This window comes from Halalkalibaculum roseum (genome assembly GCF_011059145.1).
GTDB lineage: Bacteria > Bacteroidota > Rhodothermia > Balneolales > Balneolaceae > Halalkalibaculum > Halalkalibaculum roseum.
The window spans coordinates 78,583-93,025 of the sequence record NZ_JAALLT010000001.1 but is presented as its reverse complement, the minus strand read 5'-3'; the positions used below and the strand labels follow the sequence as shown (position 1 = coordinate 93,025).

Genomic DNA, 14,443 nt, shown 5'->3' with positions numbered 1-14,443 from the left:
AGGTCGATTAGTCCTAGTAGATGGCCATACTCTCTGATTCAACCTCCTCCTGTTGCCTCTGTATCTTGTTAAGGGAGGTAATAGTATTTCCTTCCTGCGGATCCATCACCGCGAGATAAATCCACTCGTTTTGCACCAGTCTTCCCAGCGTATCGTTATGCTTTTGGATGATGGATTCTACCCTTTCTTTAGGTGCCTGTATGAGTACCGTGAGTCGGAGGGGAATATGTTGCTGCCTGGAGTCATCCACCTGCAGTGATTCTTGCGGCAGCCCGCACCGGAGGTCTCCGCCATTGCCCTGCACGACTCCGTATTTACCCGTAACATTCTGGGTTACTTTACTTCCTCCCCCGAAATGGTCGTTGTCAACCGAGGAGAAGTAGTAGTGATTGTTGATCCACTGGGTTACCACCATGGGACCCTGTAATATGGCGGTCAGCTGATCTCCACTTGGATCTTTTTCCCAGTTGTAGGAGTGTAGGAAGCTGCGTGCCTCCAGATTAAGATTTGAAGTCAGTTTACGCGGCCCTATGATGAAGGAGGCGTTACCTGCCAATCCCCATTCCGGCCTGGTCTCAGCCCAATCCGAAGCACGCCGCGCTGCCTCGCGGGCGGTAAGCTCTGCATCTGCAGCTGGGATATCGAATTGCTCCTTGTTTGCATAGACCTGGGCCGTTGCCAGATTCTTTTTCAGTTCATCCACCTGTTGCCTGAACCGGGCCGGTACCTGCTGATCATACAGCTCAATGTGATTTGTAGTGGTATTATGTTCAGCAGCTACAAACCACGTTTCATCGGGAATTTGAATATCGTATTCGGCTGCCAGCAGATTCCGCACGTCAGTATCATTGCAGATCCGAGCCATCACACGTGCATTATGACGGCCTTTGTTGCCGGCGCATGCCCCACAATCCAGGCTGGAACCGAAGGGATTGTTGGCCGTTTCGCTACCGTGTCCCGCCCAGACCACTATGGGAGCAAAGTGCTGCCAGCCCATCGCCTCAAAAGCTGCTTTGGCTATTCCCGCTCTCTCTGCGGTTGAAAGATGCTGCTCGGCATTATTGCCCTCGTGTTCGTTATGAGTCAAGGTGACTTCGCTAAACCATTCCGGCTTTCCGGTATAATTTGTGATTCGTTCAAAGAAACGATGGACCAGATCCGGGACCAGTGTTTTCAGGAGCAGTGCCAGTCCGTAAAAGAAGCCTGCTGACTCTACATAGCCAAAAGAGGCCGGTATGTTGTTCTTCAGTGTGAATCTAAACCGAAGCAGGGCTTTTCTGAGGTTGTTGTAGTAATCAAATGTTTCCATTTTTCCGGTCCGGCTTTCGTCGGTTACTTCGGTTGCCAGATATGCGGAGTTGACAATCGGGGGACAAGACTTGTTGGTGATATTCTTTTCGGGATGTTTGTAATCCATGGCTATGCCAAAGAATCCTGCATATCCGAAGGTCTGGTATGGTCCCGCCTGTTCCACGGCACGCCGGATGCGCTCCGAGCGGGTGTCGATGCAGAACACCATCTGGGCTTCCGGAGATTCCTCGGTGTCCGACTGACCGTTTTTATTTCCGGCTGACACTTTTTGAAACAGTTTCTCCTGATAAGTCTGCTCCATTGCTTTCAACCAGGCGCCTTTAAGGATGTCCTCCTCGTTTTGCTGCTTATTGTTTTTCGTATCTCCATCGTGTTTGATATCCTGCCCGAAGAGAGCATAGAGGGCAAGGCGAACCGCAAGGTAGTCGGTCAGCGTCACCGGACTTACCTTTTGCCAGTCGTGTTCGTTTTCCTCGCGATAGGCAATATAACCGGTCCATCCGGGCAGAGCCATCAGGTGATGTTTCAGTATCTCCCTCTGATTCTCAGGATCATTTGCACTTAGGATCTCCTGTATTGCTGCATAAGAATCCTTTGGTAGCGCATTGAGCATTTCCCTATTTGGCAGGGAAGTGTCATATGAGGCAATCTCACGCCAGGCTTTGTAGAATCCCGCTTCGCGATTGGGCATATTCCACTCCGTGGATCCCTGATCCATAAAGACCGTCAGCCATTTTATCAGGTGGCGATCAACATCCCCAAGCACCTTCTCTTTCTCGTTTTGTTCTTCCAGTAACTTCATCCGCTCCAGGGATTCTTCTACACTGAGCGTAATCCCTTTTTGAAGGAGATGGTTCTCAATGAGTTTGTGATTAATTTCATCCTCAAGCAGGGCCTGTCTGAATACTGACGTAGATGGATATCCCTCTATGGAAATATAGTTGCGGAGTTGAGTGACCGCATCCTCAAAATGAAGCTCTTCCAGGCCACTCAGAGGATTGGACGTCACAAATGAGTACAAGGGCCAGTTTTTAACGAGTTGCTCCGAAAGTTCCTCTATATGAGATTGAATACGTTGATATTTCATCTATTGGAGAATGGTATTTGATTTGGGTTGGGAGATATTGAGCAGGCTTACGTAGAGCCGTCTGGATTTTCTATACAGCTTTAGTTCAATGATTAGAAATGTGACCAGGTAGATAATTCCGATTGTAATTTGATCCCAGGTAACGGGCAGTGGGGTTTCGGCCATTGGCATTCCCGCAAGTAGCAGGGATATAGCATCAAAAAACAGGGCATAGGCCAGCAGGGCCGGCACAATCACCACGGGAAGCATGATGAGCTTGATCTTTGCCGAGAGTGCAGCCTGTTTCATCCAGTCCTGGGCACCGTGGATGACTGTGAGGACAATCACCAGGGTCAGAAATAAACCGCTATTCAGTTCTAGGCCCTTGCCTGTGGTGTAGGCAAAGAGGAAGCCTCCCGCAAGTCCGCTGGCAATGGTTACCGGAAGCTGCCAGGCACGCCATTGCTCGTTATCTGAAGCATAAGGTGTTTCCTGACTCACTCCACTCCCGGAAGAGAGGAAGAGATAAGCTTTGTAAAAGCCGTGCAGGATGAGGTGGGTTATGGCTGCGGAAAAGAATCCCAGTCCGCACTGAAGCAGCATGAATCCCATCTGTGCGGTAGTTGAACAGGCCAGCTTCTGTTTGATATTGGCCTGCACAAATTTGCTGAATTTCCCGATTAAAGCTCCGATGCCACCGGCGATCACCAGTAACCAAAGCAAGTCGGTGACAAACAAGAGGGGAGCCGTACGTGTAAGCAGAATGGCTCCTGCGTTGACAAATCCAGCGTGCATGAGTGCAGAAGCTGGTGTCGGCGCCGTCATCGAAGACATCAGCCAGCGCTGAAATGGGAACAATGCTGATTGTATGAAAGCCGCCAGGATTAACAGCAGAACAGCCGCTTGCAGCATCCAATGTCCGCCTGAGGCGGTTTCAATGGCACTGATTATACCGGTAATAGTCCAGGTACCGGTTTGAATCCCCAGCAAGCCAAAACCTCCGGCCAGCAGCGAGGTGCTCAGCAGGAAATACTTTCGGGCATTCTTCCGGGAGGCTGCCCCTTCAAGAACGTGGGTGTACCCGCCGATAAGCTCAGACATGCATAAACCCATGCCCAGCCAGGCTATAGTGAAGAGCAGCACATGATCGGAAATGACCATCAAAAAACCGGCTGCAGTAAACATCAGACAGTTTAGGAGAAACCGCGATAGCTTAGCATGTCCCGCCAGGTAACGGCTGGAGTAGCTTATCACGATGCCACTGAACAGGGTTAGCACAGTACCCATAAGCAGGCTTAGCTGGTCGACCACCAGGATTCCCTCAACGCTCCAGCTGACCGGCATGAAAAATGAGATACCGGTTGCCGTTAAAAAGAGCAGGAATAAGGCCCAAATAATACTGATGATCACTTTGGAAAAGCTCCTGTTCTTATGAGTTATATTTTCGGTAGGTCTGATATTCATGTTCAATTAACTCCTGACCGGTTTTAAGAACTTGAGATTTATGGAAGCTTGAAGCTCTACCATGCAATCCTCTTCTCTGGCTTCGTTGAGATCTTCCAGCAGCTGTTTTCGAAGTTGCTTCAACTCCTGAATACGACTTTCTGAGTTGGGATCTGTTTTACCTGATTGCTCATAAGCCTGCAGGTTCTTTTTACTGTGAAACCGGAGTTTACTGTTGATCAGATTTGTCAGTACCTCGCGGGCTTCAGCCGTTGTGAATTCACCCTTTACCAGCTCAAACCCGGTATGGTTGTTTCCTGGGTTTTCCATATATGTCTGTTCAAAGTTTAGGTTACGGTTTTTATGTTGATCGTAGCAGAGACGTGCCAGGTAGCTCATCTGTTCTCATTTTACCTTTGGAGTACCTTTTGTTTGCCTTTGCCGTCATTCCCACTATTTGTGGACTTTTATTCTTCAAAACGCCCTAGATTAAGTTGTTTTTTATATTTATTAAAATTAATATTTTTGATCTTTTGCATAAATAAATGTTTATGATATGAATTTCACTCTTCATCAGCTTCGTGTCTTTGGAATGGTTGCTCGCCATAAAAGCATGACGGAAGCGGCTCGACAGCTGCACATGTCACAGCCGGCCGTCTCCATACAGATAAAACAGCTTCAGGAATCTGTGGGTATACCGCTCATAGATGTAGTAGGACGAAAGCTCTACCTTACCAATGCCGGGGAGCGCCTTTACGATGCATACACCAATATCAATCAGGAGCTGGAATCCTTTGATTCAGCAGTATCTGAATTGCAGGGCGGACTGAAAGGTACGCTCTCCATTTCCGCTGCTTCCACAGCCAAGTATTTTGTTCCTTATCTGCTGGGTGAATTCCAGCAACGTTACCCGCTGGTAAAAATCTCTCTGAAGGTGACCAATAGGAATGAAGTACTGCGTCATTTGTCAGAAAATGAATTTGATCTGGCGGTGCTTACACAACTGCCTGATGGTGACTCTATTGAAGCGATACCATTCTTTGATAATCCGCTGGTTATGGCAGCTCCACCTGAGCATCCCTTAACGAAGTGTAAGACTGTTACAAGTGAGCAGCTGGCAGAACAGACCCATATCTATCGTGAGCTGGGTTCAGGTACACGTATGGTAATGGAGCGCTACCTAGGCAAAAAAGGCATCCCGGTGAAACCGGCTATGGAACTGAGTACCAATGAAGCTGTGAAGCAGGCCATTATGGCGGGAATCGGTATCTCGGTAATCTCCAGGCTAAGTATGGGAAATGAACTCTCTTTGGACCAGATCAGTATATTGCAAATTGACGATTTCCCTATTCTGACCCGGTGGCACATGTTGTATAAAAAAGAGAAGAAGCTATCTCCGGTCACCCAGAATTTTATCTCTTTCCTGCAAGAAAAAAATCTGGAGCAGTATACACCCTAGTGGTAAAGAGTTTTTCCCATAGCTTTTATCTTGTTTCTACTCTTCTCATCAAATCAAGACCTATATTTTGAAAATTGAGTAACAAGCATATTACTATTGTTTGAGCATACAACAATATTATAATAAGCTCTAAACAGCTATTTCATCCCTTTTAAGTTGTTATCCGATGCTTTTATTCGCTTTGTTTAAGGGTGTGATAATTGAAAACAGCAGGACGACTGAAAGAAACAGCAGTACCCACCCCAACAGTGACGACCCAAGCGGGAATACTGAGGAAAGGAACAGGTACTCCTGGTTCACTGACCAAACTAAAATGGTAGTGATAGCTACCCACAGCAGGAATTCAAGTGCACGTCGCGTTGTTAACGGTTGCAGTTTGAGCAACACTTTCCGTCTGCCGCCTCTCCATTCATAGAATGTTCTGATGCCCCGGTAGAGTGCCAACAGAAAGAACATACCGGTGAGTACCCAAAGTGCTGTGACCAATGTTATGATCCGGCTGAATTTGACGGGTCCGTATCCTTCCCATTGAGACCATTCATTAAGTATCTCTGCCATCATGGGCCAGCTGCGTTGGCTGTTGGTAAAGACTACGATCGCATCGCCTGTTTCCGGGATCAGATGAAAATGGGTCATCCAGCCATGACCCTGTCCCCCGTGCCAAACTGCTTTTTCTCCCTCTGGCAAGGTCTCGATAAAATGACCATAACCGTAAGAATCGGCCACAAAACCAAAAATACCTGACATGGGTACCTGGGGTGTATGCATTTCACGGATACTCTCCCGGTCCAATAACTTCGACTTTGTTTCTTTCAGATTTACAGCCCCGGCAATTGCAAACCGTGCGATATCTTCAACCGTGGCAAAGAGTCCACCTGAGGCCCGGTAAGGATATACATAGGGTCCGACAGGTCTCTCCTTCAGATCATAACCCACAGGAACACGGGATGACCATTCCTCCTCCCAGCTAAAGCTTGAGCTCTCCATTCCAAGCGGACGTAGCACCTCATTCTGCATATACTCGCTGAAATCACGACCGCTTACCTCTTCAATGAGCAATTCCAGCAGGTTGAAGCCCGGATTCGAGTACACAAAGGTTTTTCCAGGGTTACGTTGAATCTGCACCTCCCTAGCCAGATACTCTTCTAAAGTAGGCTTTTCAGCATTGGGTGGATATTCCTCGCCCAAAGATCCGGGCGGTAGTCCGGCACTGTTGCTCAATAATCTTCTGATAGTAACCTCTTCGGCGGCAAAATCGGAGTCCGGAAACTTCCATCCCTTCATGTACTTAAGGATCGGATCATCCAAATCGATTAGGTTTTTCTCAGCCAAGGCTAGTACGCCCCATGCAGTCACCGGTTTTGATATGGATTCCGCCCTGTATATCGCATTAATATTCAATTTTTTACCGCGCTCTAGGTCCGCGTACCCATAAGCTGCGGTCCAAACCGGCTCTCCATCTTCTACCAGTGCAATCGACAACCCGGGTACAGTATACCACTCCATCAAAGCCGGGATGCGTTCATCCAGGTATCGTGTAAAATCGTCCAGCGATGCCTCCAGCTCGACGGATGTACCGGAGCATGAGCTAAGCATCAAAAGTATGATTCCACAGATAGACAAGCTCATAAAGCTATTGGCAGATTCATTTCCTGATTGATTATTCAAAGAGTGACAGCTCATCGGCGTTGTAGGTTATTTGCTCCAGATGGATTTTGGCGTAGACATAGTCACCCTCCGGTTTATGCCAGATGGCTTCACCATAAGAGGCCCGTTTCCTGCCGTTGTAATCCCGGTAATCGCTCAGTGGTGTGGTCCACCGATAATTGGTATAGCTTTCGCCATCCATGGATTCGGCCCTATCTTCGGAGGAAAAATTGACCAGCTCACCCTTTTCATTAAAATAGAGTGTGGCCGAAATAGTATTGCCTTGATTCGTGAATGTGGCATTTACCGTAGTGGAATCAATAGTCTCCCATTCGATATTTTTATCGATCAGTGCCGCCGGGGCAAGATAACATAGGTCATTAAAAAGTGTCACGGTCTCACTGCGATTCATCTCCGGGCCCTTGGCATCCACCACTTGAAACAGTCCGGCAAACCTGATCTGCATGGCAGCAGTAGCTCCGACATAACTATGCAGACCCGTAAGGGGCAGCCCGTAAAGAGCCGACTCAATTAAAAAAAGTCGCTTTGGCGGATGCATAAAGTTGTACTGCACAGACCGAAAATCCACAAAATCCGCATCGGATTTCAACTTGAAATCACCCCGGAATATGACCCTCACGTTCTGCAGTTTTTCTTTACCGATAGCACCGGTGTAACGAATATACTTTTGAACCGGCTGAGGAAGGTGTGCAATATCTTCATTTGTAAGTAACTCACTGGCTGCATTCTGATTGAGCCCTTTTTCAACCTCTGCCCTAAACCTATTTTCATAGCTGCCCGGAAGCTGTCCCATGAAGGCGATTAGTATCGGTACTAGTAAGATCAGGTTGGCAATGGTTCCGAATTTTGCATCGCTCCAGGCGCTGAAAATGAGAATCTGAGAGAAGACCACGGAAAATAACCCTACCGATGCCCAGAACGGGTATTGCAAGAGATATAAGAGAGTGGTCACAAGAAATAATATTCCCAAAGAAAGCCATATGAGTCCTGCCGTTCTGGTCATTTCTCCAGTTAGCTCTTTGAATTCACCAATCTCAAAGGCTTTGAAAAATCCCGCGAAATGGATCACTCCGTGCAAGACCAGCAGAAATGAAAAAAGAATTTTGGCTACCATGGTGATTGTGACTTAAGAAGAGTTGTAGGTTTGACGGACGGAAAGATTCTGTAAATCATTTAGAATTTATAGTTGATCTTATACATAAGTCTCTTGCTTTCTGTTGATTAGCACTTCATTTACACTCCTTCTAAATGAGAATGGCATTTTTTCCGAGTACCCGAATCGGATTAGTAACAGCGGGAAACCCGGGTCAAGATTTAATTCGCTGATAAGTTTTTGTCGAACTTCAGGCTCTTCACATGGCATATTTACGTGAGCATGGCTAATACCCAGCTTCGTGGCGGTGAGACCGAAGCGTTGAAAAGCCCGCCCCAGCCGAACCCAATGAAGGATGTCATGTTTTTCAGCAATAAACAGGGCAAATCCGGCAGTGGCACCGATAAGCTTCTTCCATCGTTTTGCTTCACTATTGGCGGAGACAAAATATTTCATAACAATATTGCCAATGAAGCTGGGCATATTAGGTAGACCCATACATTGTGTCCACAAACCGTCGCCCCTCTCTTCGGCTTCCGACTTTGAAAACCGGAACCAATTCACCAGTTCCTCAACAAACCGATTATTCTTGAATTGATTATTACTGCCTTCAATAATCAAAGGCTGCAAAGTATCAAAATCTTTGGACTCCGTGAATGTCAGCATACTAATGCCATCCAGCTCAAAGGATTCTTTCAAGGCATCTAGATCTTCTGTCGGTACTTGCTTCTGTAAATATTCGTTTCTGGTGGATTGTCTCCGGTTGATGAAGTCAAACAGTTCATCCTTTTCAATAGCAACATCAGGACTCAGAGATATTTTTAAATATGTAGCCTCATCATGGGATTCAGAAATGCTGACATCACCACTAAGCCCCACCTTGCTTGCAGCGAGAATAATATTTTCAGCCGCACATCCCAGGCTTATATAAAGCGCATGGTTATCCCCATCCACTACAGGTAGTGTTCGTGTAAGATCAGGGTGGATGTGAATTTCATCACTTTCTATAGAAAAAAGCCAAGGCTGGGTATTATGTCCGGAAGGTGCTCTCACTCCATAACTTATAAGCTTTTCGTAGTCAATCGATTTCTTCATCATTCACCTGCTATTAGTTAAGGTCATATTGATTTGAAGGCAGCAGGGTAAGTATTAATAATGCAATCCCTAGAGATCCATAAAAAAGTTGCAAGGGCGGTTCGGACTGGTAGCCGATCAGGACAATTTCTACCCCGATCCAAATGATCAGCGCGATACTTACCAGAACCGCGCCGGTCCAGGCCCAGGATGTCCCCCAAGCCAAACCATATGCCACAACGAGCGGAAATAGGCCGAGTACCAACAAAAGAATGACGCCGGGAATGAGGTAGCTTTCAAAGGGAGTGCCCTCCAGCAGACTTATCGGCAAGCCCAGCATTTCACCGCTGGGATCCAACACCAGGGCACTGCCTCCGTAAATTCCGCTTAGCCCCTGAAATAGCATCAAAGCTGTAAGGATGTAAAAACTAATGGATCTTGATTTATCGGTAGTCATAGCGTGATGTTTTTGTGGCATATGCTTGCCATTTCATGAGTGAGAATAGGCATAACCTCTCTTATTTCTTCGGTTGCGAATAATCAACATGGTTATACCAACGACTCCTGCCAGTACCAGTCCCATATCCTCATAAATCGTCAGCCGGAACGCCGCAGAAAATCCAATAAGCGACCAGAGAACCGGGATTATCAGCAGCCAGATCGGAACCTTGCCTTTGGTATGGAGTAGCATCCCGAAGGTAAAGATGGTGGTCGGGCAGGGGGCCACCCCGAAAACCGGTGACTGGGGATATACATGTCCTAAAGCATAGCCCAACAGAGGATAGATCACCATTCCATAGAGGATAAACAGAGTGCCCACCATTCCGTAAGCATCTTTTCTGAATGAGTAAACCACTCTATCTTTTAGCCATACCAGCATGAGAAAAACAACTCCCTGCAGCAGGAAAAGTGACCCAAATACGTAGGCTGCGGTATTAATCTCAGTAAAAAAGGTGATGTGATATATCCATCCCATCCACAGCCAGAAAACACCCAGAATGAGGTTGATCCACCGGTTGGCTTTTTGCTTGTCTGATACCATCAGCCAAACAGCCATTCCTCCCAAAGCATAGGCAACCGGCTGCGCGGGCCAAATGGACCGATTATATTCCGCAAATACCTGCAGAAACTGATCGACTGTAAAGGGTAGGGGACCCATAAAATTACATTTCGGTTAAAATGTATAGAGAGTATAAAATTACCCGGATTAAGATTTCGGAAGGGAATCCGTGGTATCCTTGTAGGGAAAAGTATTATCTATATCTACTCTTGCCTGCCACGAATCAGTTAGTGAGTGACTTACAAACTCTTCGCCTGAGAGATCCTATAAGAGTAAAAGTGAACAAACATCTCACTCATAAATAAAATCCGGGATTAGCTTACTTTTCCGCTGCTATTTAGTTATTTACGGTTCTTATGAATAACAGGAAATACCTTGTACTTCGAAATGTAGTAATACTGGTTTGGGCCGTTCAGATGGCGGCTTGTAGCAGTATTAGCCAACCCGAAAAGGCTGTAAATCGGCTACAGAGCCAGCCGGGAATAACGAAATCCCAGGTCGACAGCATAGGCCGGGCGCTCAGCTACCTTCCCAATGGGACACAATTGGCCATTGCCCTGGTAAACGACAGTACTGCCACTTATTACGGTGCCTTACGTGAACGTGACACGCTGAAAACCATCGACAACAGTGATCGTGTGTTTGAAATAGGTTCTCTCTCCAAAGTCTTCACCTCCGCCCTACTTGCCGATCTGGTTCTGGAGGATCAGGTATCACTGGATCAACCGGTGCAGGAAGTTCTGGATCTGCAAATCAATGACAGCCTCCAGATTACCTTTAAAGAGCTCTCTAACCACACTTCGGGCTTGCCACGGATACCATCGGGATTTATATGGGAATCAATCTGGCATATGGACAATCCCTACAAGGATTATGATGAAGTGATGTTGCGAGAATACCTGAAGAATGAGATCACGCTGGTAGGGGAACAAGGCAAGACCTTTCAATATTCAAATATAGGTGCAGGGCTGCTTGGATATGTATTGACCCGGGTGACCGGCCAAGGGTATGAAGAGATGCTTCAGCAGAGGATTTTCAATCAGCTGAATATGAACAGTTCTACAACGCTGCGAAGGTCCGTCACCGACCGGCTTGTGGAGGGCCGCAACAGAAGAGGGAATCCGACTGTCAACTGGGATATGGGAGCGATTCCGGGAGCCGGTGCAATACTCTCCACAACCGAAGACCTCTCTAAGTTTGCTATTGCCAATTTTGATAGCACCAACAGGATGCTGGCTCTTCAGCATGAAAAAACGTATAGCAATAATGAAGGTACCGAAATCGGGCTGGGCTGGTTCATTGTCAAAGATGATTCCACTCAAAAGTGGCTTTGGCATAATGGCGGAACCGGGGGCTATCGCTCTTCCATGGTGATTGATATTCGTAACAATAAGAGTACCATCGTGCTATCCAATATATCTGCCGGTCATAGCCACTCATCCGGTATTGACGATCTTAGCTATTTCTTGCTGGAAGAGCTCACGCAGCCGGTAGACAGTTCAAGAAACAATTAAGCTGCCAATTAGTACATTTCTACCGTCTATGGATTACAGACCTCCAAGGTTCGGTTGAACCTTGGAGGTCTGTAATTTCAATTATTGATTGCTCTTACAAATAGAAAATAAATGGGGATAGACATTCATTCACTAAAGTCCCCTTATTTTGATTATTGTCGCTGTGATTGAGAAAATTACGTCCGTTTTATACAAAAACGTATATTGGCTATAACTATCATCGGCTATTCCCCTCTTAACACAGATAAATAGGAGGGAACATGATTGCCAGCAGACTTTACCAAACTATAGCAACTGCATTTCTGATCATTGGGTTATCAGCCGCAGCAGTTCTAGCCCAGGAACCGGAAACCGTACAAACATTTGATACGGGTGAGGTGACGCTCAGCTATGAACTGACCGGGTCCGGTGAGCCCTTGGTGCTGATCCACGGATACACCCACAATAAACGTTCGTGGAACCTCCAAATGAATGCCTTAACGGACCGGTTTCTTGTTCTGCGTTATGACCGCCGGGGATGGGGAGCCTCAAGCGGGCATGCCGATGTATCTGCGGATCCGAAAGACCTTGCCCTATTGCTCGACCACCTAGATATTTCTTCAGCCCATATTGTGGGACATTCACAAGGCGGTTATGTTGCACTTTCGTTTGCTATGAATTACCCGGATATGGTAGACCGGCTTGTTCTTTTCGGAGCGGCTCCTCCTGCAGGCTTTGGGGTCCCCTGGACCGGTCCGGATTCTTTCCCCTCCAACATGCCACAGATTGCACAAAATCACGGGCTGGATTCCGTCGCAACTATCTTATTCACACATCCTATAGCCCGTGGATTTTCGGATGGTACAGAAGGAGCCAAGCTGGCATCGGAAATGTGGGAGAGCTATGACGGAGACGATCTGCTGGACCCTAGACAGCCTTCCGGTGACACACCGGCCCCGTCTGTGGAAAAACTTCCCAATATTGATTCACCAACTCTGGTAATTACGGGAGAGATGGAAATGCCCTATTTTCAACTCGTTGCGGAAGCCTATAACTATGCCATCCCAAACTCTGAGCGAGTCACCATCTTAGGGGGCGGACACGCGGCACACCTCCAGCAACCCGAAAGGTTCAATGCAGAACTATTTCGATTTTTGAAGGAATAGAATTTTCCCAGCGTAACTGCTCTTTTTAATCTTAGATACAGATCACTCCCCGAAAATCCCAGTCACCTGTAAGAGTCGGAATATCAAAGGTGCCTTTGTAGGTCAATTTTGCTTTATGTACGCCCGACAAATCATGCATCCGACCCATATTCTCAAATATGATCGCTGGTGAACCAGGCCTGTCCGTCGTAATATTTCTATTTTCAATAGTAGTTGAGAATGTATTCAGACCGGGTATGCTGCCTCCGGTGATATCCCAATCGGCGGATCCGACCCAATACCAGGTATTTCCCCGCATCTTGATATTAGATTCGACTCTAAAAGTGCTGGTACCTTCCAAATCGCCTGAAACTACGCCTTCAGCTCCCGCCGGTCCTTCCTGAAAAACGACATTGAATGAAACCGTATAACAACCGGAAGTAAGTTCACCATTAGTTGCGTATGGTGCTTTGATCGCCTCTTTACTATCACTATCGGCTGTTGGTGTTACTTCTTGGCATGCGGCAAGTCCTAAAGCGATAAAAAAGAAAAGCGGAATCGTAAAGATTGGTTTGAGAAAACTTCTGCTGATGAATTTCATAACTACACCTCATTTAATTTTAGATTAGATATGAGGCAATAGTCGGCCTTCAGAATTGAGGAAATAGTTAATTGCCGATAGATGAGCTTTCAATACCTTCGTACAGGTAACTAAATAATAATTGGCCAGCTTCTCAAATATGTTATAATGGATCTTTAAACTTTGAATAGATTAATCAAATCGATTCTGGAAGGTGTGTAAGGTCCTACCACGGTTAACGGTGTTGCCTACAACGGTTCCATGCAGAGCTACGCTTTCAGCGACCGGTAAGTTTCCGACCTGTTAAACTTCATGCGGAATTCCTGGGGCAATGAAGGAGATGCTATCCTGCCCGGTGAAATACAGCCGGCTTTACAGGATGAGGAAGGCAATTAAGGTCCCTTTTTAATTCAGTTACGGGTTTCCTGTTTCGGTCATGTTTTAGTCCAATTCACTGAGCAGGTCCTTTAGGTCCAGCGGCTCCGTGACCATCTTGACGGAGCCGTCTTCGGCATATTCCCACTCTTGCCGCGGGCGGTCTCGGTAGAGTTCTACCCCATTGCCATCGGGGTCATTTAAATAGATTGCCTCGGATACGCCGTGGTCACTGGCCCCCGATATGGGATATTCATTATCGATCAGACGCTGCACAATCTTAGCCAGGTCTTTTCGCGTGGGATAAAGGAAAGCTGTGTGAAAGAGTCCGGCGCTGTTGCGCGGGGCGGGCGGACCTCCTTTGCTGTGCCAGGTATTGAGTCCGATGTGGTGATGATATCCGCCGGCCGAAAGGAAGGCTGCGTTTTCCCCATACATGGTGGTGAGTTCAAATCCCAGTAGATCGCGATAGAATTCGAGAGCCCGGTCAAGGTCGGACACCTTTAGGTGTATGTGTCCGATGCCGGTCCCGGCGGGTGCGGTGTAGTTGGTTTTCATGGTTATTGAGTTTAAAATGGTTTTGAAAATAGAACACTGATGACACGGTTTCTACGGGTGTTGGCAGATTCATCACACAAAGATAATTTTTCCGCTGGGTCAATCCATTGATATCTGT

At 46.9% G+C, this 14,443-nt stretch carries 13 protein-coding genes; 3 read left to right on the top strand and 10 right to left on the bottom strand.

Going from position 1 to position 14,443, the window contains the following annotated elements; all coding sequences use genetic code 11:
• Positions 1-13: 13 nt before the first annotated feature.
• From G3570_RS00390 to G3570_RS00380, 3 genes are read right to left on the bottom strand one after another with little or no spacing between them, the layout of a single operon-like run.
• Positions 14-2,398, bottom strand: a complete 2,385-nt coding sequence (locus G3570_RS00390) for a DUF2309 domain-containing protein (RefSeq protein ID WP_165138060.1) — start codon at positions 2,396-2,398, stop codon at positions 14-16.
• Positions 2,399-3,841: a proton-conducting transporter transmembrane domain-containing protein gene (locus G3570_RS00385; RefSeq protein WP_165138059.1), complete on the bottom strand. Its 1,443-nt coding sequence runs from the start codon at positions 3,839-3,841 to the stop codon at positions 2,399-2,401.
• A 6-nt stretch (positions 3,842-3,847) separates the two neighbouring features.
• On the bottom strand, positions 3,848-4,219 hold the full coding sequence (locus G3570_RS00380) for a hypothetical protein (RefSeq protein WP_165138058.1): 372 nt from the start codon (positions 4,217-4,219) through the stop codon (positions 3,848-3,850).
• A gap of 157 nt (positions 4,220-4,376) precedes the next feature.
• Here G3570_RS00380 and G3570_RS00375 point away from each other — a divergent pair, with 157 nt between their 5' ends.
• Positions 4,377-5,279 carry a LysR family transcriptional regulator gene (locus G3570_RS00375; protein ID WP_165138057.1) on the top strand — a complete coding sequence of 301 codons (903 nt, stop codon included), beginning with the start codon at positions 4,377-4,379 and terminating at the stop codon, positions 5,277-5,279.
• 159 nt (positions 5,280-5,438) lie between these two features.
• Here the strand turns inward: G3570_RS00375 and G3570_RS00370 are convergent, their stop codons facing one another.
• The 5 genes from G3570_RS00370 to G3570_RS00350 all read right to left on the bottom strand — a co-directional run bounded on the left by G3570_RS00370 (position 5,439) and on the right by G3570_RS00350 (position 10,273).
• Complete coding sequence (locus tag G3570_RS00370; RefSeq protein ID WP_165138056.1) at positions 5,439-6,875, bottom strand: serine hydrolase domain-containing protein; 1,437 nt, start codon at positions 6,873-6,875, stop codon at positions 5,439-5,441.
• Positions 6,876-6,939: 64 nt separating this feature from the next.
• Positions 6,940-8,061 carry a DUF6544 family protein gene (locus G3570_RS00365; protein ID WP_165138055.1) on the bottom strand — a complete coding sequence of 374 codons (1,122 nt, stop codon included), beginning with the start codon at positions 8,059-8,061 and terminating at the stop codon, positions 6,940-6,942.
• Between the two features lie 78 nt (positions 8,062-8,139).
• Positions 8,140-9,135 carry an Acg family FMN-binding oxidoreductase gene (locus G3570_RS00360; RefSeq protein WP_165138054.1) on the bottom strand — a complete coding sequence of 332 codons (996 nt, stop codon included), beginning with the start codon at positions 9,133-9,135 and terminating at the stop codon, positions 8,140-8,142.
• A 13-nt stretch (positions 9,136-9,148) separates the two neighbouring features.
• A complete protein-coding gene (locus G3570_RS00355) occupies positions 9,149-9,571 on the bottom strand; it encodes a hypothetical protein (RefSeq protein ID WP_165138053.1) in 423 nt (140 codons plus the stop codon).
• Positions 9,572-9,604: 33 nt separating this feature from the next.
• Complete coding sequence (locus tag G3570_RS00350; protein ID WP_165138052.1) at positions 9,605-10,273, bottom strand: DUF6064 family protein; 669 nt, start codon at positions 10,271-10,273, stop codon at positions 9,605-9,607.
• A 257-nt stretch (positions 10,274-10,530) separates the two neighbouring features.
• On the opposite strand from G3570_RS00350, the gene G3570_RS00345 reads away from it, so the two are divergent.
• Both G3570_RS00345 and G3570_RS00340 read left to right on the top strand, forming a co-directional pair.
• Complete coding sequence (locus G3570_RS00345; protein ID WP_165138051.1) at positions 10,531-11,688, top strand: serine hydrolase domain-containing protein; 1,158 nt, start codon at positions 10,531-10,533, stop codon at positions 11,686-11,688.
• A 260-nt stretch (positions 11,689-11,948) separates the two neighbouring features.
• Positions 11,949-12,833 (top strand): alpha/beta fold hydrolase, encoded by an 885-nt coding sequence (locus G3570_RS00340; RefSeq protein WP_165138050.1) that lies wholly within the window; start codon positions 11,949-11,951, stop codon positions 12,831-12,833.
• Between the two features lie 31 nt (positions 12,834-12,864).
• Here the strand turns inward: G3570_RS00340 and G3570_RS00335 are convergent, their stop codons facing one another.
• Together G3570_RS00335 and G3570_RS00330 are read right to left on the bottom strand one after the other, a co-directional pair.
• A complete protein-coding gene (locus G3570_RS00335; RefSeq protein WP_165138049.1) occupies positions 12,865-13,413 on the bottom strand; it encodes a hypothetical protein in 549 nt (182 codons plus the stop codon).
• Between the two features lie 420 nt (positions 13,414-13,833).
• The gene (locus tag G3570_RS00330) at positions 13,834-14,325 is read right to left on the bottom strand and encodes a VOC family protein (protein WP_165138048.1); all 492 of its coding nucleotides are present in this window, start codon (positions 14,323-14,325) and stop codon (positions 13,834-13,836) included.
• Positions 14,326-14,443: the final 118 nt, after the last annotated feature.

Excerpts from the sequence above, each read along its gene's own strand:
- G3570_RS00385 (WP_165138059.1), bottom strand. The coding sequence starts at position 3,841 with ATGAATATCAGACCTACCGAAAATATAACTCATAAGAACAGGAGCTTT.
- G3570_RS00360 (WP_165138054.1), bottom strand. The coding sequence starts at position 9,135 with ATGAAGAAATCGATTGACTACGAAAAGCTTATAAGTTATGGAGTGAGA.
- G3570_RS00345 (WP_165138051.1), top strand. The coding sequence starts at position 10,531 with ATGAATAACAGGAAATACCTTGTACTTCGAAATGTAGTAATACTGGTT.
- G3570_RS00330 (WP_165138048.1), bottom strand. The coding sequence starts at position 14,325 with ATGAAAACCAACTACACCGCACCCGCCGGGACCGGCATCGGACACATA.
- G3570_RS00380 (WP_165138058.1), bottom strand. The coding sequence starts at position 4,219 with ATGAGCTACCTGGCACGTCTCTGCTACGATCAACATAAAAACCGTAAC.
- G3570_RS00370 (WP_165138056.1), bottom strand. The coding sequence starts at position 6,875 with ATGCTTAGCTCATGCTCCGGTACATCCGTCGAGCTGGAGGCATCGCTG.
- G3570_RS00390 (WP_165138060.1), bottom strand. The coding sequence starts at position 2,398 with ATGAAATATCAACGTATTCAATCTCATATAGAGGAACTTTCGGAGCAA.
- G3570_RS00355 (WP_165138053.1), bottom strand. The coding sequence starts at position 9,571 with ATGACTACCGATAAATCAAGATCCATTAGTTTTTACATCCTTACAGCT.
- G3570_RS00365 (WP_165138055.1), bottom strand. The coding sequence starts at position 8,061 with ATGGTAGCCAAAATTCTTTTTTCATTTCTGCTGGTCTTGCACGGAGTG.
- G3570_RS00340 (WP_165138050.1), top strand. The coding sequence starts at position 11,949 with ATGATTGCCAGCAGACTTTACCAAACTATAGCAACTGCATTTCTGATC.
- G3570_RS00375 (WP_165138057.1), top strand. The coding sequence starts at position 4,377 with ATGAATTTCACTCTTCATCAGCTTCGTGTCTTTGGAATGGTTGCTCGC.
- G3570_RS00335 (WP_165138049.1), bottom strand. The coding sequence starts at position 13,413 with ATGAAATTCATCAGCAGAAGTTTTCTCAAACCAATCTTTACGATTCCG.
- G3570_RS00350 (WP_165138052.1), bottom strand. The coding sequence starts at position 10,273 with ATGGGTCCCCTACCCTTTACAGTCGATCAGTTTCTGCAGGTATTTGCG.